General features: G+C 69.8%; 16 protein-coding genes. 13 read left to right on the top strand and 3 right to left on the bottom strand.

Going from position 1 to position 20,438, the window contains the following annotated elements; translation table 11 throughout:
• The first annotated feature begins 10 nt into the window (after positions 1–10).
• Genes AC1DB1_RS12605 through AC1DB1_RS12595 form a run of 3 tightly spaced genes read left to right on the top strand, consistent with a single transcriptional unit; the run spans position 11 to position 3,864 of the window.
• The gene (locus AC1DB1_RS12605) at positions 11–1,045 is read left to right on the top strand and encodes a PLP-dependent cysteine synthase family protein (protein WP_477201007.1); all 1,035 of its coding nucleotides are present in this window, start codon (positions 11–13) and stop codon (positions 1,043–1,045) included.
• A 36-nt stretch (positions 1,046–1,081) separates the two neighbouring features.
• Positions 1,082–2,383 (top strand): NtaA/DmoA family FMN-dependent monooxygenase, encoded by a 1,302-nt coding sequence (locus AC1DB1_RS12600; RefSeq protein ID WP_271175368.1) that lies wholly within the window; start codon positions 1,082–1,084, stop codon positions 2,381–2,383.
• A complete protein-coding gene (locus AC1DB1_RS12595; RefSeq protein ID WP_271175367.1) occupies positions 2,383–3,864 on the top strand; it encodes an aromatic amino acid lyase in 1,482 nt (493 codons plus the stop codon). Before AC1DB1_RS12600 ends, AC1DB1_RS12595 begins: the two co-directional genes overlap by 1 nt.
• A 10-nt stretch (positions 3,865–3,874) precedes the next feature.
• On the opposite strand, the gene AC1DB1_RS12590 is transcribed toward AC1DB1_RS12595, so the two are convergent.
• The gene (locus tag AC1DB1_RS12590; protein ID WP_477201006.1) at positions 3,875–4,384 is read right to left on the bottom strand and encodes a GNAT family N-acetyltransferase; all 510 of its coding nucleotides are present in this window, start codon (positions 4,382–4,384) and stop codon (positions 3,875–3,877) included.
• A gap of 241 nt (positions 4,385–4,625) precedes the next feature.
• Between AC1DB1_RS12590 and AC1DB1_RS12585 the strand changes: the two genes are divergently transcribed.
• Genes AC1DB1_RS12585 through AC1DB1_RS12570 form a run of 4 tightly spaced genes read left to right on the top strand, consistent with a single transcriptional unit; the run spans position 4,626 to position 8,126 of the window.
• Entirely contained in the window at positions 4,626–5,528 is a 903-nt protein-coding gene (locus AC1DB1_RS12585) for an ABC transporter substrate-binding protein (RefSeq protein ID WP_271175365.1), read from the top strand.
• A gap of 5 nt (positions 5,529–5,533) precedes the next feature.
• Entirely contained in the window at positions 5,534–6,520 is a 987-nt protein-coding gene (locus AC1DB1_RS12580) for an amino acid ABC transporter permease (RefSeq protein ID WP_477201005.1), read from the top strand.
• Positions 6,517–7,293 carry an amino acid ABC transporter ATP-binding protein gene (locus tag AC1DB1_RS12575; protein WP_271175364.1) on the top strand — a complete coding sequence of 259 codons (777 nt, stop codon included), beginning with the start codon at positions 6,517–6,519 and terminating at the stop codon, positions 7,291–7,293. Before AC1DB1_RS12580 ends, AC1DB1_RS12575 begins: the two co-directional genes overlap by 4 nt.
• A 56-nt stretch (positions 7,294–7,349) precedes the next feature.
• Positions 7,350–8,126, top strand: coding sequence for an SDR family oxidoreductase (locus AC1DB1_RS12570; RefSeq protein WP_477201004.1), 777 nt, complete (start codon positions 7,350–7,352; stop codon positions 8,124–8,126).
• 37 nt (positions 8,127–8,163) lie between these two features.
• Here the strand turns inward: AC1DB1_RS12570 and AC1DB1_RS12565 are convergent, their stop codons facing one another.
• Positions 8,164–9,348 carry an ROK family transcriptional regulator gene (locus tag AC1DB1_RS12565; protein WP_477201003.1) on the bottom strand — a complete coding sequence of 395 codons (1,185 nt, stop codon included), beginning with the start codon at positions 9,346–9,348 and terminating at the stop codon, positions 8,164–8,166.
• Between the two features lie 195 nt (positions 9,349–9,543).
• On the opposite strand from AC1DB1_RS12565, the gene AC1DB1_RS12560 reads away from it, so the two are divergent.
• Genes AC1DB1_RS12560 through AC1DB1_RS12535 form a run of 6 tightly spaced genes read left to right on the top strand, consistent with a single transcriptional unit; the run spans position 9,544 to position 16,448 of the window.
• Complete coding sequence (locus AC1DB1_RS12560; RefSeq protein ID WP_271175361.1) at positions 9,544–10,848, top strand: extracellular solute-binding protein; 1,305 nt, start codon at positions 9,544–9,546, stop codon at positions 10,846–10,848.
• Between the two features lie 15 nt (positions 10,849–10,863).
• A complete protein-coding gene (locus AC1DB1_RS12555) occupies positions 10,864–11,820 on the top strand; it encodes a carbohydrate ABC transporter permease (protein WP_477201002.1) in 957 nt (318 codons plus the stop codon).
• Positions 11,817–12,719 (top strand): carbohydrate ABC transporter permease, encoded by a 903-nt coding sequence (locus tag AC1DB1_RS12550; RefSeq protein ID WP_477201001.1) that lies wholly within the window; start codon positions 11,817–11,819, stop codon positions 12,717–12,719. Before AC1DB1_RS12555 ends, AC1DB1_RS12550 begins: the two co-directional genes overlap by 4 nt.
• Positions 12,719–14,410 carry a hypothetical protein gene (locus tag AC1DB1_RS12545; RefSeq protein WP_477201000.1) on the top strand — a complete coding sequence of 564 codons (1,692 nt, stop codon included), beginning with the start codon at positions 12,719–12,721 and terminating at the stop codon, positions 14,408–14,410. The genes AC1DB1_RS12550 and AC1DB1_RS12545 overlap by 1 nt, the downstream gene beginning before the upstream one ends.
• Positions 14,407–15,594 carry a Gfo/Idh/MocA family protein gene (locus AC1DB1_RS12540; RefSeq protein ID WP_477200999.1) on the top strand — a complete coding sequence of 396 codons (1,188 nt, stop codon included), beginning with the start codon at positions 14,407–14,409 and terminating at the stop codon, positions 15,592–15,594. Before AC1DB1_RS12545 ends, AC1DB1_RS12540 begins: the two co-directional genes overlap by 4 nt.
• Positions 15,585–16,448 carry a DUF6807 domain-containing protein gene (locus AC1DB1_RS12535; RefSeq protein ID WP_477200998.1) on the top strand — a complete coding sequence of 288 codons (864 nt, stop codon included), beginning with the start codon at positions 15,585–15,587 and terminating at the stop codon, positions 16,446–16,448. Before AC1DB1_RS12540 ends, AC1DB1_RS12535 begins: the two co-directional genes overlap by 10 nt.
• On the opposite strand, the gene hrpA is transcribed toward AC1DB1_RS12535, so the two are convergent.
• Complete coding sequence (gene hrpA / locus AC1DB1_RS12530) at positions 16,445–20,311, bottom strand: ATP-dependent RNA helicase HrpA (RefSeq protein ID WP_477200997.1); 3,867 nt, start codon at positions 20,309–20,311, stop codon at positions 16,445–16,447. The genes AC1DB1_RS12535 and hrpA overlap by 4 nt on opposite strands.
• Positions 20,312–20,438: the final 127 nt, after the last annotated feature.

The raw sequence follows: 20,438 nt of genomic DNA, 5'->3' as shown, positions 1-20,438 counted from the left end.
TCGTCTATCCATGACCGCAATCGACCTGCGCCCGACCGGAGCGCCGAGCGTGCCCACGGGCGAGGTGGGCGCGACCGACGAGGTGTACGACTCGGTCGCCGCCCTCGTCGGCAATACGCCGATCGTCGAGCTGAACGCGCTCACGGCCGGCCTGGGCTCGCGTGTGCTCGTCAAGCTCGAGGGGCGCAACCCCGGCGGCTCGTCCAAGGACCGCATCGCCCTGAACATGATCCGCACGGCCGAGGCCTCCGGCGTGCTCGCCCCCGGCGGCACCATCGTGGAGGCGACCTCCGGCAACACCGGCATCGGCCTCGCCCTGATCGGCCGGCTCACCGGGCATCCCGTCGTCATCGTGCACAGCTCCGACATCTCGGCCGAGAAGCGCACCGTGCTCGCCGCCTACGGCGCCCGTCTCGTCGAGGCCGACTGGGAGGCCGATCCGAGCGATCCGGCCAACCCGCGCGCGGTCGCCGACCGCATCGCGGCCGAGACGCCCGGATCGTGGCGCTCGTCGCAGTTCGCGAACACCGCCAATCCGGATGCGCACTACCAGGGCACCGGGCCGGAGATCTGGCGGCAGACGGCCGGCCGCGTGACCCACTTCGTCGCCTCGATCGGAACGGGCGGCACCGTCAGCGGCGCCGGGCGCTTCCTCAAGGACGTGAGCGCCGGCGAGGTGCGGGTGATCGGCGCGAATCCGGTCGGCTCCACCTACGGCGACGGCGCGGCCGGACGCATCATCGTGGACGGCGTCGGGTCGGCGTGGCCGCGGGAGTACTGGCCCGAGACCTTCGACCGCGCGATCCTCGACGCGGTGCGCACCGTCGACGACCGGGAGGTGTACAACACCGTCCGCCGGCTCGCCGCCGAGGAGGCGCTGCTGCTCGGTCCCTCCTCCGGGCTGGCGATCGCCGTCGCCTTGCAGGTCGCCCGCGACGCCGCGCCCGGGTCGGTCGTCGTCGCCATCGCGCCCGACGGCGGTGTCAACTACCTCACCAAGGCCTATGATCCCCAGTGGCTGGCCGACGCCGGCCTCGGCGACTGAGCCGCACGCACCGCACGCACAACGCAGAGAGTTCACATGAGTCTTCTCCACTTCGGTTGGTTCCTCGGCGCCGGGTTCGGCGTGCAGGGCTGGGGCGACCCCAGCTACGGCATCGGCTATGACTGGAAGCAACCGCAGGTGTACCAGGACGCCGCGCGCCAGTTCGAGGCGAGCGGCTTCGACCTCTTCATCATCGAAGACGGCGTCGCAGTTCCGGACACCTACGGGGGAACGGCCGAGGTCAACCTCGCCGCCGCGCGTTTCGTGCCGAAGCACGACCCCCTCCCGCTCGTGCCGTACCTGCTCGGCGCGACCACCGACCTCGGCATCGTGCCGACCCTCAGCGCCAGTTTCTACGAGCCGTTCACCGCGGCGCGCCTGCTGTCGACCCTGCAGCACTTCGCGAACGGCCGGCTCGGCTTCAACGTCGTCACCAGCGGCTCCGACCTCGCCGCCCAGAACTACGGACTCGACAAGCAGGTGGAGCACGATCTGCGCTACGACCGCGCCGACGAGTGGGTGGATGTCGTGCGACAGCTCTGGCGCAGCTGGGACCACGACGCCATCATCGAGGACACCGCGAACGGCGTCTACGCCGACTTCACCAAGGTGCGGACGATCGACCACGACGGCCGGTTCTTCCGCGTCCGCGGGCCGCTCAACACCGCCCCGGCTGCGGAGGAGCCCGTGATGGTGCAGGCCGGAGCCTCCGGGCGCGGCCGCGACTTCGCCGGCAAGAACTCCGACGTCATCCTGGCCCTCGCCTCGACGGCCGACCGGATGCGCGAGTACCGCGACTCCATCCGCCAGGTCGCGCTCGCCAACGGCCGCAATCCGGATGACGTGAAGGTGCTGTTCGTCGTGAATCCCATCGTCACCGCGAACGCCGAGGAGACCGCCACCGTGAAGGCGGCCCGCGCCGAGCTCACGCAGGGCGCGATCGACGAGCAGCTGCAGTCCATCTCCTATCTGAGCGGCGTCGACTTCAAGCAGTTCGATCTCGACGCGCCGCTGCCCGAACTGACCACGAATGCGAATCAGGGCACCCTCGACAACTTCGTGAAGTCGGCGCCGGAGGGATCGACCCTGCGCGAGATCCTGCAGGTGCGGGCGCGCAAAGACGGCCTGGCGATCGTCGGGACGGCCGACGAGATCGCCGATCACCTCGGCGAGCTGGGGGAGGCGGTCGGAGGCGACGGCTTCCTGTTCACCGGGCAGGTGCATCCGGCGAATGTGCACCGAACGCTCGACACGCTCGTGCCCGCGTTGCGGCGGCGGGGGCTGATCCGCACCGGGTTCAGCGGAGCGGGGCTCCGCCAGAACCTCCTGGAGTTCTGATGTCCGGGCCGAGGGACGTCGTGCTCGGCACGGCACGTCCCCAGCCGTCGGAGGTGGTGGCGATCGCCGACGGGGCCCGGGTGGTGCTGGCACCGGCGGCGCTCGACCTGCTGGCGGCATCCCGTGCTGTCGTCGACCGCGCGATCGAGGCGGGCGAGCCCGTGTACGGCCTCAATCGGCGATTGGGGGCCGGGCGGGACACCGCCATCGACCCCGCCGAGTTCGACGCGTTCCAGCGGCGCACGATCCGGAACCATCGCGGGGGCGTCGGCGAGCCGCTCTCCCGTCGCGAGGCGCGCGCTGTCGTCGCGGCCCGGCTCGTCGGCTTCACCCGCGGCGGCGCCGGAGTGCGTCCCGAACTGGCCGCGGCCTACGCCGCCATCCTGAACGCGGATGTCGTGCCGCTCATCCCGAAGCGCGGCTCCGTCGGGGCCGCCGACCTCACGGCGCTCGCGGAGGTCGCGGCCGTGGTGACCGGCGACGGCACGGTGCTGGAGGCGGAGGGTGGCGAGCTCGCCGCCGCCGATGCGCTCGCCGCCGCCGGACTCACACCGCTCGCCCTGGCGCCCCACGAAGCGCTCGCCGCCCTGAGCGCGAACGCGTACAGCGTCGGCGTGGGATCCCTGGCCGCCGTCGAGGCGGACAGGCTCACCCTCGCCGCCGACCGGGCCGTCGCCCTGTCGCTCGAGGCCGTCGGCTCCGCGGGACCGGCCGGCAATCCGGGAGCCTTCAGCGAGCTCGTGGCCGATGCGCGCGGCGGCGAGGGACAGCAGGCCTCCGCCGCAGCCGTGCGGAGCCTCCTCTCCGGGAGCGCGCTGTACGCCGCCGACCGGGTCATGACGGTGCAGGATCCGCTCTCGTTCCGCACCGCCTCCCAGCTGCACGGCGCCCTGCAGCAGAGCGTGCGGCGGCTGCACGACGAGCTCGTCGTCGAGCTCGCGGCCCGGTCGGAGAACCCGGTGGCGGATGTCGCGAGCGGGCGTCTCGTCTCCGGCGGCAACTTCCAGGCCCTCCCGCTGGCGCTCGACTTCGAATCGCTGCGGGTCGCACTGGCGCACGTCGCCGCCGCCTCGGAGCGTCGCTCCGCCGCGCTCTCCCTCGCACTCGCCCCGGCCCGCGCCGACGGCCGCACCCGCGTTCCCGGTCTCGTGCTCTACGCAGCCGCGGCCGATGCCGCCGAGCTGCGCCAGCTCGCCGCTCCGGTGACGCTGGGCAGCACGACTCTCTCCGGCGTCGAGGACCACGCCTCGCTGGCGCCGCTCGCCCTGCAGACCCTGCAGCGATCCCTCGAGCTGACGCGTGAGGTGCTCGCCATCGAGGCCCTGCACGCGTCCGATCTGCTGCATGCCGGCGGGTCGGTGCCGGCCGGGCACGGAACGGGTCCCCTCGCCGCGGCCGTCGATGAGGTCATCGGCTCGGGCGTTCCGGCGCGCGAGCTCGTGACCCGCGCAGCGGACGCACTCTTCGCCGACCCCCGGTGAGAACCGGCCGCTACAGCGCCTTGTCGAACGACAGGTACGAGACCGCTTCCCAGTCGCCGTCGAGATCGAAGCGCGGCGTGTAGCCGAGCGAGAGGTACAGGGCAACGGCCTCCGGCTGCCGAGCGCCGGTCGTGAGCACGACAGTCCTCACGCCCCGGCGGCGCGCTTCGTCTTCGAGCTCGCTCATCACGCGGCGGGCGAGCCCGCGACGGCGGAAGCCGGAGTGTGTCCAGACCCGCTTGACCTCGACCGTCTCGTCGTCCTCCCGCATGAAGGCGCCGCCGGCGACCGGCGCGCCCTCGGAGAGCAGCAGGATGAACGTGCCGCCCTGTTCCGCGCTGAAGACCTCGGCCGGGTACCGGGAGAGCTCGGCCGACGACGGGATGCCGTCGTTCAGCCCGTAGCGTTCGTCGTATTCGCGCGACAGCTCCTCCACCAGCGGGCGGGCCAGCGGGTCATCCTGACTCGTGACGAGCACGGTGACGGAGGAGGCGAAATCGGTCGGGGGAACGCTCACCATCCGACGATATCCCGAACCGCCCGGAGCATCCCAGCGCAGACCGGCCGCGTACTTCGGTCTGAGATGTGGAAAACCCCGCGAGCGACGGATTCCGTGCAATGAATTGCGAAATCTGCTGGAAATCTTTACGAAAAACGGCGTTGCACGCGTGAATTAGTGTGAATGTACCGCGCGGTGGCTGAGGTATGCTCCACTCACTGCGTTCCTGCATCCCTGCACCCGGAAGAAGGACTCCACCACAATGCGCACCCGATATCTGGCCCCAGCGGCCGCCTTCGTCGCCGTGGCAGCGCTCGCGCTGACCGGCTGTGTCGACAACTCAACGCCGTCCAGCAGCAGCTCGGCGTCGAGCTCGGCCGACACCGTGAAGAAAGACGACAGCCTGGCATCGCAGCTGCCCGACAAGATCAAGTCGGCCGGCACTCTCACGATCGGCATGGACGACACCTACCCGCCGAACGAGTACAAGGACGACAACGGCAAGCCCGTCGGCTGGGAGGTCGACCTGACCAACGCGATCGCTGCGAAGCTCGGCCTGAAGACGAACTTCGCCATCGCGAAGTTCGACAACATCATCCCGAGCGTCGCCGGCGGCAAGGACGACATCGGCATGTCGTCGTTCACCGACACGACCGACCGCGAGAAGCAGGTCGACTTCGTCAACTACTACACCGCCGGCATCATGTGGGCGTCGGCCAAGGGCAAGACGGTCGACCCGGACAATGCCTGCGGTCTCAAGGTGGCCGTGCAGTCGACCACCTACGAGGACACCGACGAGGTCCCCGCCAAGTCGAAGGCCTGCACCGACGCCGGCAAGGCGGCCATCCAGGTGCTGCGCTACGACGCGCAGGACGACGCCACCAACGCCGTCATCCTCGGCAAGGCCGACGCGCTCAGCGCCGACTCGCCCGTCACCCTCTACGCGATCTCCAAGTCGCAGGGCAAGCTGCAGGAGGCCGGCAAGGCGTTCGAGGTCGCCCCGTACGGAATCCCGATCGCCAAGGGCTCGGCTCTGACCCCGGTCATCCAGAAGACCGTGCAGGCGCTGATCGACGACGGCACCTACAAGAAGATCCTCGACAAGTGGGGCGTCGCCGACGGCGCCGTCACGACCGCCGACGTCAACGCGGCGTCGAAGGGCTGATCGCAATGTCCCTGGGCAACCAGGACCGGCCGGCGACGGGGCTCACCCCGTCGCCGGCCGGCACCACCCCCTCCGAGCCGATCAAGGCGATCAAGCTCCGCCACCCCTGGCGCATCTTCTTCGCCGTCGTGCTCCTCCTGCTGCTCGTCTGGTTCGTCATCGATGCCGCCCAGCGTGACGCGTACGGCTGGCAGTACGTCGGCAAGTACATCTTCGACAAGCGCATCAGTGCTGCTGCGCTCGTCACCCTGCAACTGACGATCTACTCGATGATCATCGGCGTCATCCTCGGTCTGTGCCTCGCGGTGATGCGGCTCTCGCCGAACCCGGTGGTCAAGTCGATCGCGTGGCTGTACCTCTGGATCTTCCGTGGCACGCCTGTGTACGTGCAGCTCGTCTTCTGGGGCCTGTTCTCGCTCATCTACCCCAAGATCTTCCTCGGCGTGCCGTGGACGGACTGGGGCGTGTCGTTCGACCTCGGGTTCATGCAGAACGCGTTCATCATCGCCGTCATCGGCCTCGCGCTGAACGAGGCGGCGTACATGGCGGAGATCGTGCGCGCCGGACTGCTCTCGGTCGATGCCGGCCAGGAGGAGGCGGCGACCGCGCTCGGCATGTCGTGGGGCCAGACGATGGTCCGCATCGTCATCCCGCAGGCGATGCGCGTGATCATCCCGCCGACCGGCAACGAAGTCATATCGATGCTGAAGACCACGTCGCTGGTGGCGGCCATCCCGCTCACCACCGACCTCTACGGCGTCGCCCGTGACATCTCGGCGGTGACCTTCACACCGATCCCGCTGCTGATCGTGGCCTCGATCTGGTACCTGCTGTTCACGTCGATCCTGATGGTGGGCCAGTACTTCCTCGAGAAGCGGTTCTCGCGCGGCGTCAACGCACGCCGGCCCGATCGCGGCGAAGCGGCCCTCGCGACCGGTGCGCTGCCCGCCGCCGGCGCACCCGACGGCAACGACCTGGGAGGCAAAGGATGACCGACTCCAGCACGACTCCGATGGTGCTCGCCGACGGCGTCTCGAAGAGCTTCGGCTCCAATGAGGTGCTCAAGAGCATCTCGCTCTCCGTCAACCAGGGGGAGGTGCTCTGCATCGTCGGCCCCAGCGGCTCGGGCAAGTCCACCTTCCTGCGCTGCATCAACCACCTCGAGCGGGTGGATGCGGGCCGGCTGTCGGTCGACGGCCAGCTGGTGGGCTACCGGCAGCACGGCGACAAGCTCTACGAGCTGAAGCCGAAGGAGGCGTCCAAGCAGCGCCGCGAGATCGGCATGGTCTTCCAGCGGTTCAACCTGTTCCCGCACATGACCGCGCTCGAGAACGTCATGGAGGCGCCGATGCGCGTCAAGGGCATCCCGAAGTCGCAGGCGGCAGCGCGCGCGCAGGAGCTGCTCGCCCGCGTCGGCCTCGGCACCAAGGGCGACCATTACCCGGCGCACCTCTCCGGCGGTCAGCAGCAGCGTGTAGCCATCGCACGGGCACTCGCGATGGACCCGAAGCTGATGCTCTTCGACGAGCCCACCTCCGCGCTCGACCCGGAGCTCGTCGGCGAGGTGCTCGACGTGATGAAGGGGCTGGCGGCATCCGGCATGACCATGATCGTGGTCACGCATGAGATGGGCTTCGCCCGCGAGGTCGCGGACGAACTGGTCTTCATGGACGGCGGGGTCGTCGTCGAGTCCGGCGACCCGCGCGAGGTGCTCGCGAACCCGCAGCACCAGCGCACGCAGGCGTTCCTCTCGAAGGTGCTCTGACGTCGTCGCCGCCGGGGGCACTCGCTCCCGGCGGCGGCGACTGCCAGGATGGTCGGGTGACTGCAGAACGACCGATCGCCCTGGTGACCGGGGTCGGCCGACGCATCGGCATCGCTGCCGGGATCGTCGACAGGCTCGCCGACGACGGCTGGGACATCGCCTTCTCGTACTGGGACGGCTACGAGAGCCGGATGCCGTGGGGACCGGACACCGCCTCGCACGATGAGCTCGCCTCCGCGCTGCGTGCGGCGGGAGCCCGTGCCCTCGCCGTTCCTGCCGACTTCGAGCAGCCGGATGCGCCGGCCGCTCTGCTGCGCACGGTGAACGACGAGCTCGGTCCGGTGCGGGCGCTCGTGCTCTGTCATGCCGAATCGGTCGACAGCGGCATCCTGGACACGACCGTCGAGAGCTTCGACCGGCACTTCGCGGTGAACGCGCGCGCGAACTGGCTGCTCATCCGGGCGTTCGCCGAGCAGTTCGCAGCCGGTGCGCCAGGCGCGGCGCTCGGCCGCATCGTCGCGCTCACCAGCGACCACACCGCGCACAACCTCCCGTACGGCGCGAGCAAGGGCGCGCTCGACCGCATCGTGCAGGCGTCCGCCGTCGAACTCGCCCCGCTGGGCATCACGGCCAATCTGATCAACCCCGGTCCGATCGATACGGGCTGGATGACACCGGAGCTGGCGGAGGCGCTGCGTGCGGAGACCGCGCTCGGCCGGCTGGGAACGCCGCGCGACACCGCGGACCTCGTGTCATTCCTGCTCTCGCCCGATGGCGGATGGATGACCGGGCAGCTGCTGCACAGCAACGGAGGCTTCCACCTGCCGGTCTAGCCCCCGACGGCGGTCACAGGGGTGGGGCCGGGCCCCGTCACACGAGGTAGGTCGTCTCGCGTGCCCGCTCGATCGCCAGTTCGCCGATCCCGGTGATGGCGGCGTCGAACCGCAGAGTGCTGGCGGCCAGGCGCGGCGGGGACGGGATTCGACCGACGAGCCTCCGGCTCAGCTGCTCGACCGAGAGGTCGCTGTACTGCGCGAACGCCCCGGCGAGCACGATGACGCTCGGCGCGAGCACGACCGAGATCGCCGCGCACACGAGAGCGATGTGGTCGAAGAAGTCGTCCCGGGCGAGGGACGCCTGCTCGTCGCCGGACTCGACCGCGGCCATCATGCGGCGGAAGGCGGGACCGATCCTCCTGTCGACGTGAGGGCGCGTGCGATCGACCCACGGGGCGAGCTCGTTCGCGATGGCGTTCTCCGCGTCGCCGTGCTCGGTGAAGTACCGCGAGAACGAGGCGGTGGAGGTGAGCAGGTAGCCGACCTCGCCGGCGGCCGAACGGAAGCCGCGGTGGATGCGGCCCTCGCTCGCGATGCCCGCTCCGATACCGGTGCCGAGCACCAGTGCGATGGCGCTCTGCTCTCCGCGCGCGGCGCCTCGGAGGTATTCGCCGTACACGCTGGCGTTCGCGTCGTTCTCCGCGAGAACGGGCAGCCCGGTGCGCTTCCTCAGGATGTCGGCGATCGGCACGTCACGCCATTCCAGTTCGCTCGCCTTCGTGACCTGCCCGTCGTCGGTGATGCCGGGCAGGGCGATCCCGATGCCCACGATCGGCGCCTGCACGCCCGGCGCCTCACGGATCAGGTGGTCGACGAGGTCGAGCACGCCGTCCAGACGAGCTGTCGCGGGATCCGCTCCCTCGAAGTGGAACGGCCGGTTGGACTCGTAGAGCACGATGCCGGCGAGGTCGACGATGCGGCCGCGGGCATTCGCCTCCGTGACGTCGACGGCGGCGATCGCGCGGTGGCTCGACACGTAGCGCAGAAGGCTGGAGGGCCGCCCGGGGGAGGAGCGGTCGAGCCCGGCGACCTCGACGTGCCCGCCTTCGATCATCGCCTGCGTCAGTCGCTCCACCGTGGCCGAGCCGAGCCCCGTGCGCTCGCGGATGTCGCGGCGCGAGAGCGGCCCCGCCGCGCGCAGCAGATCGAGGATGGCGGTGCGGTTGATCTCGGTGACATCGCGGGTCGTTGCCGTGCGCGGGATGTCCGACGCGTTCATCCGGCCTCCTTTCGCATCGCTCTGATCGAATCTTCCCGCACCCGCGTCGCCTGCGCCAAGCGCGCCACGCGGTCAACGCCGGCTTCCTCGCAGCGGGCTTTACTTGTTTCTTTTCTATCGTAGTGATAGAAAAGCCTGCAACGGTTTGCGCATCCGCCGGCCGTCGGCCACTTCTCGAACGATTTGGACTCAACGATGAATCTCACGTCACGCTTTGGAAGAACCCACCGACGGCGGCTGCTGGCTGCCGCCGCCATCGTCACCGCCGCCGGACTCGCTCTGGCAGGATGCTCGGCCTCCGGATCCGGAGACGACGTCAAGAAGCTCACGCTGTGGATCTCCGCGAGCGCGGCCCAGCAGAAGGGCTTCGATCAGCTCGCCGCCGCCTACAAGACCAAGACCGGGACCTCGGTCGACGTCGTGAACATCCCGTACTCGGGGTACTCGACCAAGCTCCATAACGCCGCGCAGGCCAACGCCCTGCCCGACATCGCCGACGTTCCCGCGATCGATCCGATCTGGAAGAACAAGATCGTCGACCTCAGCTCGATCGCCGACGACAAGGCGAACAACATCAACCAGAGCTACGTCGCGAAGGACTCGAGCGGCAAGGCACTCGCCATCCCGTCCGACGTCACCTCCACCGGGCTCTTCATCAACAAGTCGCTGTGGGAGAAGGCCGGGGTCGCCTTCCCGACGTCTGCGAAGGACACTTGGACCTGGACGGACTTCGTCGCTGCGGCCGACAAGGTGCGCGAGGCCACGGGAGCCAAGTACTCCCTCGTCTACGACGCGTCGCCGTCCCGCCTGCGGGCGATGGTGTACGAGATGGGCGGCAAGTACATGCAGGCCGGGTCCGACGGGAAGTTCTCGGCGGACAGCGCCACGAAGAAGGCCGTCGACTACTTCGTCGGCCTGAACGACGACACCACCATGCCGAAGTCCGTCTGGACCAGTGGCGCCGACCCGTCGGCGCTCTTCCAGAGCGGGCAGGTCGCGGCGTACTGGTCGGGCGTCTGGCAGGTCTCGGCCTTCGCCGAGAGCATCACATCGTTCGACTGGGCCAGCGTTCCGACCCCGGCTCAGCCGGTGCAGGCCGCGGACGTCAACGCCGGAGGCCTGATGGTCGGCTTCCAGAACAGCGACGCGAAGGGTGCCGCGGCCAAGGACTTCCTGACCTGGATGTACGAACCCGCCCAGTACACGAAGCTCGCCGAGACGAACGGCTACCTGCCGGTGGAGACCGGGCTCGACGTGAAGTACAACTTCACCTCCAAGGCCGCCCTCGACGCTTTCTCCCTCTACAACGACGAGATCGCCCTCTACGAGCCCGTCTCCGGCTACTTCCTGCAGGCGCAGACCGGCTGGGCCCTCTCCGGCAAGGCGCTGACGACCGACCCGACCGTGACGGAGCTCGGAAAGGCGATCAACGGCCAGCAGACATCGGAGCAGGCGCTGAAGAACATCGTCGACGGCTACAACAAGCAGGTCGGCAAGTAGCGGAGGGAAGGACCCATGTCGGTGACCAGCTCCACAGCACCAACCGCTTCCGGAGCGCGACCAGCCGTCGGCTCGCGCTCCGGCCGCGGCCGGCCGGTGCGCCTGAACCGTTATCGGTTCGCTCCGCTCGTGCTCGTTGCGGTGAACGTCGTGCTGTTCGCGGTGTTCTTCGCCTGGCCGGCGGTGATCGGTCTCATCTACTCGTTCACCGACTACACCGGCGTGGGTTCCTTCCACTTCATCGGGATCGCGAACTATGAGCAGCTGTTCGGGGACTCGGCGTTCTACGCGGCCCTCGTGCGCACGATCGTGTTCACGCTGCTCGTCGTGCCCACCAGCTTCGTCTTCTCCCTGCTGGTCGCGAACCTCATGGTGAGCGCCTACTCGCGGGGCAAGCTCGTCGCCCGCGTCATCTTCTTCGTGCCCTGGCTCATCTCGCCCATCGTGAGCGGCGTGATCTGGCGGTGGCTGTTCGGCGAGAACTTCGGGCTCGTGAACTTCATCATCGAGTCGCTCGGCGGAAAGGCCGTGCCCTGGCAGTCGAACGCCGACCTCTCGCTGATCGTCGTGGTGATCGCCGCCACCTGGGGCGGGACGGCCTTCTCGATGCTGCTGTTCATCGCGGCGATCAAGAACGTTCCCGCCTCCTACTACGAGGCGGCGGCGCTCGACGGTGCGGGTCCGTGGCAGCTCTTCCGCAACATCACGCTGCCGAGCATCGCGCCGACGTCGTTCATCGTGATCCTCCTCACGACGCTGAACGCGATGAAGGAGTACGCGCTGTTCCAGTCGCTCAACAACGGGGGACCGGGCACGTCCAACAACCTGCTGGTGCAGTACATCTACCAGACCGGCTTCCAGCAGGGTCAGATCGGCTACGCAAGTGCGGCCAGCTTCGTCCTCATGATCATCCTGATGGCCATCGCGATCGTCCAGTTGGCCGTCAATCGCCGAACGGAGCGTCGCCGATGACCGCGAACACCCTCAGCCCCCGTGTCGGGACCGCTCCCGGGAAGCCCGCCCCACGGCGCCGCCGTCGCGACGGGCGACCGCGCGAGACCGGCCGCGCGATCTCCTCGACCACGCTGCTGTGGATCCTCGCCGCCGCGTACGGCTTCCCGCTGCTGTGGTTCGTGCTCAGCTCGTTCAAGCCGGCAGGGGACCTGTTCTCCTTCCCGCTGACCCTGCTCCCGAAGTCTTGGACCGTGCAGGGCTACGTCGACGCCTGGAACAGCTTCAACTTCTACCAGTTCTTCGCCAACACCTTCATCGTCGCCATCGTGACCACCGTCCTCACGGTGATCGCCAGCTGCTGCACGGGGTACGCTCTCGCCAAGTACGACAACCGCTGGCTCAAGATCCTCTTCGTCGCGATCCTGGCCACGACGATGCTCCCGACGGAGGTGATGCTCGCGCCGACCTTCCTCGTGGTCCGTGATCTCGGGCTCTACAACTCGCTCGCGGGCATCATCGTCCCGTCCATCCTCACCGCCACCGGTGTGCTGATGTTCCGTGCCTTCTTCCTCACCGTTCCTGACGAGCTGGTCGAGGCCGCGCGCATCGACGGCGCCAGGGAGCTGTCCATCTTCTTCCGGATCATGGTGCCGATCTCACGCCCGATCATGCTGACGCTCGCGATCTTCTCCTTCCAGTGGCGGTGGAACGACTACATCTGGCCGTTGCTGGTGCTCAACGACCCGAACAAGTTCACGCTCCAGATCGGCATCCAGAGCATCGTCGGCGCCCAGAACATCAACTGGTCGGTGCTGCTCGGAGCCTCGGTGATCTCGCTCGTGCCGCTCATTCTGCTGTACTTGGTGTTCCAGAAGTACGTGATGAACGTCAACATCAACGCGGGATTGAAGGACTGATGGACGACGAATTCGTGACGTCCGTGCGGGAGGCGGCCGTGCGCGGGGCGGCGGAGGTCGCCGCCACGACCGCGGCCGATACCGACGGGCTCGCCCACCGCGAACTGATGCGGCGGGCGAAGGTGCTGGGGTCCGTGGCGCTCGCCGCACCGGAAAGTGCGCCCGTCGACGTGTTCGGCCGGACGGCTGCCCTCGTCGAGCGGCTGGCCGCGCTGCAGACCGCCTCCGGACTCTTCGAGGGCGGGGACAATGTGCAATCGCCGCCCGACAGCGCGTTCACGATCAACGACGTCTGCGACGTGCATCACCTGCTCGGAGCGGCTCCGGCGGAGGCGGCCGGGCTGCGGGAGCGTCTCGCCGAGATCCTCGTCAGAGCGACGCCGGCCCTGCTGGCCGGCGGCGTGCACACGCCGAACCACCGCTGGGAGCTGACGGCCGCACTGGCGCGCATCCACCGGTCCTTCCCCGACCGCCGGCTCGTCGACCGGGCGGAGGAATGGCTCGCTGAGGGAATCGACATCGACGGCGACGGCTTCTTCTCGGAGCGCAGTCCCAACTACGCCACGGCCGTGAGCATCCCGTCGCTGCTGGCGGTCGCGGACATCCTGGACCGCCCGGAGCTGCGCGCCGACGTCGAACGCAACCTGGAGCTCACCCTTTCGCTGATCGGGCAGGACGGTGCGGTGGAGACCCTGCCGTCGCGCCGGCAGGACCAGGGGACGCACTTCCCGCTCGCGCGCTACGTCGCGGCGTTCCGCGAGTTCGCCGTGAACACCGGGCGCGGCGACTTCGCCTGGGCTGCCGGCCGCGCCGCTTCCGACGGCATCGATGACCAGGGACTCCTCGCCGAGTTGCTCCTACGGCCCGCCATCGGCGGGGAGCTGCCTGCGGCTCTCGCGCCGCGCCGCGACGAGCTGGTGGTGCACGCCTCCGCCTCCCTCGCGGTGCGGCGCGGAGACCGGTCGGAACTGGTGCTCTTCGGTGGTTCGGACTACCCGAGGCACCGCCGCATCCGTTCGGGGCTGGCGGTCGACCCGACCTTCCTCCGCGTGTTCGCGGGTGCGGCCATCCTCGACTCCGCGCGCCTCTCCCGGTCGTTCTTCGGGCTCGGTCCGTTCCGCGCCGATGGCCTCCACCGCCAGGAGGACGGCGGGATCGCCCTGCGCGAGCGCCTCGTCGGCGGCTACTACGAACCCCTCCCGATCGAGGCCAGGCGGCCGGATGGCGGGTACGACCTCGTCGACGAGGGCCGGTTCTCCGCGTCGATGTCGTTCGGCGAGCGGTCTGTGGACGAGGTGGTGCTCGCCACGAGCGTCGTCGCGCATCCGCGAGCCGACGGCGTCGACCTCGAGGTCGAACTGAGCGGACCGCCGCTCGCCTGGTCGCTCGAACTCGCCTTCCGGCCGGGCGGCGTGCTCGATGCACCCGGTCCCCGTCCATCGGACGGCGCCTACGTTCTCATCGGCCGCACCGCGAGCTACCGTGCCGGCGGCGACGCGATCGTCATCGAGGTGGAGGGACTGACCCCCGTGGACAACCCGATCGGGTACGTCCCCGGGGAGGACTACACGTATCTCGGCGGCACGGACGCCGCCCCGGGCGTGCGGCTGCTGATCGGCGGGCAGGCACCCGCACGCTTCCGGCTGCGCCTGCGCACCGAGCGGGACGCGACGAGCGGAGCCGCCGCGTGACCAGGCTCGACCACGATTCCCCTCCCGCTTCAGCCGGATCCGTCGCCCAGCCGCGGGTTGCGGTGGTCGGCGTGCACGGTTACGGCACCGCGCACATCCTGAACGCCCTCGAACTGCAGGATCGCGGGCTGCTGCGCCTGGTCGCTCTCGTCGACCCGGAGTCCGGACCGGTCGTGCGCGACGGCGTCAGGATCGCCGACGACCGCCTGCCGCCCCGGCTCGGCAGTATCGATGAGCTGCTCGGGCGCGTGCCGGTGGACATCGTGGTCGTCGCCACGCCGCTGCAGACCCACGCGTCACTGGCCGTCGCCGCGCTTCGCGCAGGGGCGGACGTGCTGCTCGAGAAGCCCCCGGTGACCGATCTCGTCTCGCTCGCAGCCGTGGACGACGCCGTTCGAGCAACGGGCGGCCTCGTTCAGGTCGGCTTCCAGAGCCTTGGATCGCTCGCACTGACCGAACTCCAGCGCCAGATCGGCGCGGGCGCGCTCGGCACCCCCGTCGCGATCGGCGCCAGGGGTTCTTGGACCCGCTCCACCGGATACTGGACGCGGTCGCGGTGGGCCGGCCGTCGGCAACTCGACGGTCAGCGCGTCGCCGACGGCGCGGTGGCGAACCCATTCGCCCACGCGGTCATGACCTCGCTGCGCATCGCCGGCTGGGAGTCGGCTGCGGCGATCGGCCGGATAGAGACCGACCTCCGGCGAGTGAATCCCATTGAAGCGGACGACACGTCGGCCGTGCGCATCCGTCCGTCGGCTCTCGGCGCGCTGACCTTCGACGGCACACTGACCTGCGCCTTCACGCTCGCCGGCCCCCGCGAGGAGGAACCGGTCGTCATCGTGCGCGGCACCGAGGGAGACGCCGTGCTGTCCTACACGACCGACCGGCTCTCCATCGCCGGAACGGAACGGCAGTACGCGCGGGTCGACCTGCTGGAGAACCTCATCGCCGCACGTCGCGGTGACGCGGAGCTGCTGTCGCCGCTGTCGGGCGCCGGCGGGTTCGTGCGCGTGATCGAGACGGTCTCGGAAGCGCCCGTCGCCCTGGTCGGGTCCGAGCATGTCGACTGGAAGGGCGAGGGCGGGGAGCGCAGGCCGGTGCTCGCGGGCGTCGAGTCCGCCCTCGACCGGGTCGTGGAGTCGCAGTCGCTGTTCTCCGAACTGCCGGGACTGCCGTGGCGCTGACCGTCGTCGAGCACGCGGAAGGCTTCGACCTCCGGCTCGGAGCGGACACCGTCGGGCGCTACGTCTCCCGGCCGCAGACTGCCGGTCTCGAGTCCCCGCGTCCGTACCTCCACCCGCTCCTGACCGCCGGCGGCATCGCCATCACGGACTTCCGGCCCGAGGACCATCGCTGGCATCACGGGCTCTCGCTCGCCGTCCCGACGGTGAACGGGTCCAACCTGTGGGGCGGGGGCAGTTGGGATCGTGCCGCCGGTGGGTACCTCGAAAAGGGCGACAACGGTTCGCAGCGCACCGACGACGCGACCGTGAACCCGCTCGGCGACGGACTCTCCTCCCGGGTGACCTGGCTCGGTGCCGATGGCGGGGTGCTCGCCGTGGAGGAGCGGTCGTTGACCGTCGCCGAGGTCGGGACCGGTGGCGGCTGGACGCTGGATTGGAGCTCCCGTGTGCGGGCGTCGACGCCGCTGCGTCTTGGCAGCCCGGCCGCTCACGGTCGGGCGGGCGCCGGCTACGGCGGGCTGTTCCTCCGCGCTGCCCCCGCCTTCCGGGGTGCCAGGGCGCGGACGGACCGGGCATCGTCCCGTGCCGCCGACGAGCTGCTCGGCGCCACCGCGCGCTGGCTGGCCCTCACCCGCTCCGACGGCGCGGCGACCGTCGTGCTCGGCACCCGCCACGACGCGACCTGGTTCGTGCGCTCCGAGGAGTACCCCGGATTCGGTCCCGCGCCGTTCTTCGCGCGCGAGGTCGCGCTCGGACCCGGCGAGGAACTGGAGCTGGCCGTGCGCCTGTTCGCCATCGACGGCGAGCCGGATGACGACGAGATCGAGCGCGTGCTCGCCGCGCCCGGTCCCTAGCCCCCGAGCACCTTCCGGATGCGCTGCAGCGAGACCGTCTCGGCCGTGCCCAGCGACTGCGCGAACAGGCTGATCCGGAACTCCTCGAGCATCCAGCGCGCGTGCACGATCGCTTCGGGTGCGGCCGGGTCGAGCGGGATGCGGCCGCCGGCGTCGGTGTAGAGCGCCATCGCCGTCTCCACCTGGTTCTGCCACGCACGGTCGCGCCCGGGGTTCACCGGCAGGGCGGCGATGCGCTGAGTGATGCCGTTCAGGTAGCGGGGGAGGTGCCGCAGCTGCTCGAGCCCGGTCGCCGACACGAAGCCGGGGTACACCAGCCCGGCAAGCTGGCCCTTGGCGTCGTTGAGTGCGGAGAGGAACACCAGGGAGGTCGCGCCGCCGATCGCCTTCTCGGCGGCGCGCGACGCGGTCAGGATGCGCGAGATGAGCGCGACCGTCTCGAACATCGAGTCCATCACGATGCCGGAGACGCGGTCGCGCACCGCCTCGAACTCGGCCCGCATGAACAGCTGGCCGTCGGGCTTCATGCGGTACAGAACGCTGTCGATCACGGCCATCAGGGCGTCGTCGAACAGCGCCTTGGTATTCGGGTACGGGCTGGCCGCGAGCGTGAGCTTCTCGTTCGAGGTGAGGTGCTGCTGCACGTAGGCGACCGGCGACGGGATGGACGCGAGCAGCAGCCGGCGCACGCCGCCCGGCATCGCGGCCGCCTGGTCGGCCGGGGTGCTCATCAACCGGATGCTCGCGCTCGAGCCGTCGTCGACGAGCGCCGGGTACGCGCGGATCACGTTGGTCGAGCCGCCTGGGCCCTTCTGCTCGGTGTCCAGGTGACGAGGAAGCTCGTCGAAGTCCCAGGTCGTGATCCCCGCCCGCTCGATCGCGTTCGGAGTGCGGGCCTCCGCGACGCGGGCCACCGAGTCGCGGGCGCGCGACCGCAGCCGCTCCTGCAGCTCGCCGAGGTCTTTGCCGGAGGCGACCGGCCGGCCGCGCTCGCCGATCACCTGGAAGGTCGGGCGCAGGTGCGCCGGGATGCGGTCGAGGCCGAAGTCGTCCGCGGTAACCCGGGAGCTGGTCAGCCGGTTGATGACCGCCGCCAGCGTCTCCGCGAGGCTCGCCGCCGGGCGCTCGCCCGTGTGGGCGCGCATCCCGGCCGTGCCCTGCAGCTCGCCGAGCAGCCGGGCCGCCCAGTCGGCGGCGGGCACGACGAGACGCCGGATCGCCTTCGGCAGTGACTTGATCATCGCCGTCACCAGCTCGTGCCGCAGCCCGGGCACCTGCCAGTCGAAGCCGTCGGGCAGCAGACCGGCGAGGAGGGCCAGCGGCACCTGCACCGTCACGCCGTCGTCCTCGGCGCCCGGCTCGAATCGGTAGCGCAGCGTCAGCTGCTGATCGCCCTGGCGCCAGACCGGCGGGAAGGCGTCGTCGTCGACCGGGGCCGACTCGGCGTCGAGCAGGGCCTCTTCGGTCATCGTCAGCAGGTCGGGCGTCTCGGACTTGGCCTTCCGCCACCAGCCCTCGAAGCTCCGAGTCGAGACGACGTCGGCGGGGATGCGGCGATCGTAGAACTCGAACACGGCCTCGTCGTCGTTCAGGATGTCGCGGCGGCGGGTGCGCTCCTCGAGTTCGCGCAACCGGGCGCGCAGCTTCTTGTTGGCGCGGTCGAACGCCTGCGGCGAGTCCCATTCCCCGTCGACGAGGGCGTGCCGGATGAAGAGCTCACGGGCGAGCTCCTGGTCGATGCGCGCGTACTGCACCCGGCGACGCGGGATGATCGGCACCCCGTAGAGCGTGACGCGTTCGTACGCGACCACGGCGCCCTGCTTCTTCTCCCAGTGCGGCTCGCTGTAGGTGCGTTTGCAGAGGTCGCCGGCGATCGGCTCCGCCCACGCGGGGTCGATCGCCGCATTCATCCGGGCGAACAGCCGGCTGGTCTCCACGAGCTCCGCGCTCATGACCGCGTCGGGCTGCTTCTTGGCGAGGGTCGAGCCCGGGAAGATCACGAAGCGGGTCTGCCGCGCGCCGAGGTACTCCGCCGAGGCGCGCCCGCGGGCGCCGCCCTTGTTGCCGGAGGCGGTCGCATCCTTGAGGCCGATGTGCGAGAGCAGCCCGGCCAGCAGCGATTTGTGGATGCCGTCCGGATTCACCGAGGCCTCGCCCATCGTGAGTCCCAGGGGCTTCGCCAGCTGTCGCAGCTGCCGGTAGACGTCCTGCCACTCGCGCACGCGCAGGAAATTGAGGAACTCGTTCTTGCAGAGGCGGCGGAAGGCACTCGACGAGAGCTCCTTCTGCTTCTCCTCGAGGTAGTTCCACAGATTGAGCAGGGTCAGGAAGTCGCTGGTCGGGTCGGCGAACCGCGCGTGCAGCTCGTCGGCCGTCCCCCGTCGTTCGACCGGACGCTCGCGCGGATCCTGGATCGTCAGCCCCGCCACGATCGCCATCACCTCGCGCGACGTGCCGTGCCGTTTCGACTCGACGACCATGCGCGCGAACCGCGGGTCGATCGGGAGCTGAGCAAGCTGACGGCCGATTTTTGTCAGGGCGTTCGCGCCGTCGGCGCCGCGGGTGATCGCGTTCAGCTCGCTGAGGAGGTCGAGGCCGTCTTTGATGCCGCGCGAGTCGGGCGGCGTCAGGAACGGGAACGCGGCGATGTCGCCGAGCCCGAGGGAGATCATCTGCAGGATGACCGCCGCCAGGTTGGTGCGCAGGATCTCCGGCTCGGTGTACTCCGGCCGCTTCTCGAAGTCCTCCTCGGAGTACAGCCGGATGGCGATCCCGTCGCTGGTGCGTCCGGAGCGGCCGGACCGCTGGTTCGCGCTCGCCTGCGAGATCGCCTCGATCGGCAGCCGCTGCACCTTGGCCCGCACGCTGTAGCGCGAGATGCGGGCCGTGCCGGCGTCGATGACGTATTTGATGCCGGGAACCGTGAGGCTCGTCTCAGCCACGTTCGTGGCGAGCACGACCCGGCGCCGGATGCCCGGCATCGTCGACGGCTGGAAGACCCGGTGCTGCTCCGCGCTCGACAGCCGGCCGTACAGCGGGAGCACCTCCGTGCCCGGCAGGTTGCGACCCCGGATGGCGTCGGCGGCATCCCGGATCTCGTTCTCGCCCGACAGGAAGACGAGCACGTCGCCCTGCGATTCGCGGGCGAGCTCGTCGAGGGCGTCGTTGATGCCCTGCAGATAGTCGCGGTCGGCGCCGGGCGACGACTCGGGCTCGTCGTCGACGTCGTCGTCTTCCAGCGCGTCGGCCACGAGGGCGCGGTAGCGGATCTCGACGGGGAACGTGCGGCCGGAGACCTCCACGATCGGCGCCGGAGTCCCGTCGGCCGAGGCGAAATGGGCGGCGAAGCTCTGCGGGTCGATGGTCGCCGAGGTGATGATGAGCTTGAGGTCCGGCCGCTTCGGGAGCAGCTGCTTGAGGTAGCCGAGGAGGAAGTCGATGTTGAGGCTGCGCTCGTGGGCCTCGTCGATGATGATCGTGTCGTACTTGCGCAGCATCCGGTCGCGGTGCATCTCGTTGAGCAGGATGCCGTCGGTCATCAGCTTGATGCGGGTGTTCGCCCCGACGCGGTCGGTGAAGCGCACCTGATAGCCGACGAGGCCGCCGACGTCCTCGCCGAGCTCCTCCGCGATGCGCTCGGCGATGGTGCGCGCAGCGAGTCGCCGCGGCTGGGTGTGGCCGATGCTCTCGCGCCCGAGTTCGAGCGCGATCTTGGGCAGCTGGGTGGTCTTGCCCGATCCGGTCGCACCGGCGACGATCACGACCTGGTTCTCCCGGATGGCGCGCGCGATGTCCTCCCGCTTCTGGCTGACCGGCAGCTCGGGCGGGAAGTGGAGGCGGGCGGGGGAGACGGCGGAAGACATGAGCCTTCCATCCTACGACGCGCGGCCCGTCACGCGCGCGTACGGGGGCGTTGCCTCGGGGACCGCCGTGCCGTAGGTTGCAGTCAACCCGCAGCGTTGCGGTGTTGACTGGGCACAGTGTCGATGG

The sequence above is a fragment of the Leifsonia sp. 10N434 genome, from assembly GCF_056394405.1.
This window is presented reverse-complemented; position numbering and strand designations above follow the sequence as displayed.

Excerpts from the sequence above, each read along its gene's own strand:
- AC1DB1_RS12600 (WP_271175368.1), top strand. The coding sequence starts at position 1,082 with ATGAGTCTTCTCCACTTCGGTTGGTTCCTCGGCGCCGGGTTCGGCGTG.
- AC1DB1_RS12585 (WP_271175365.1), top strand. The coding sequence starts at position 4,626 with ATGCGCACCCGATATCTGGCCCCAGCGGCCGCCTTCGTCGCCGTGGCA.
- AC1DB1_RS12555 (WP_477201002.1), top strand. The coding sequence starts at position 10,864 with ATGTCGGTGACCAGCTCCACAGCACCAACCGCTTCCGGAGCGCGACCA.
- hrpA (WP_477200997.1), bottom strand. The coding sequence starts at position 20,311 with ATGTCTTCCGCCGTCTCCCCCGCCCGCCTCCACTTCCCGCCCGAGCTG.
- AC1DB1_RS12575 (WP_271175364.1), top strand. The coding sequence starts at position 6,517 with ATGACCGACTCCAGCACGACTCCGATGGTGCTCGCCGACGGCGTCTCG.
- AC1DB1_RS12605 (WP_477201007.1), top strand. The coding sequence starts at position 11 with ATGACCGCAATCGACCTGCGCCCGACCGGAGCGCCGAGCGTGCCCACG.
- AC1DB1_RS12595 (WP_271175367.1), top strand. The coding sequence starts at position 2,383 with ATGTCCGGGCCGAGGGACGTCGTGCTCGGCACGGCACGTCCCCAGCCG.
- AC1DB1_RS12565 (WP_477201003.1), bottom strand. The coding sequence starts at position 9,348 with ATGAACGCGTCGGACATCCCGCGCACGGCAACGACCCGCGATGTCACC.
- AC1DB1_RS12550 (WP_477201001.1), top strand. The coding sequence starts at position 11,817 with ATGACCGCGAACACCCTCAGCCCCCGTGTCGGGACCGCTCCCGGGAAG.
- AC1DB1_RS12545 (WP_477201000.1), top strand. The coding sequence starts at position 12,719 with ATGGACGACGAATTCGTGACGTCCGTGCGGGAGGCGGCCGTGCGCGGG.
- AC1DB1_RS12590 (WP_477201006.1), bottom strand. The coding sequence starts at position 4,384 with ATGGTGAGCGTTCCCCCGACCGATTTCGCCTCCTCCGTCACCGTGCTC.
- AC1DB1_RS12580 (WP_477201005.1), top strand. The coding sequence starts at position 5,534 with ATGTCCCTGGGCAACCAGGACCGGCCGGCGACGGGGCTCACCCCGTCG.
- AC1DB1_RS12560 (WP_271175361.1), top strand. The coding sequence starts at position 9,544 with ATGAATCTCACGTCACGCTTTGGAAGAACCCACCGACGGCGGCTGCTG.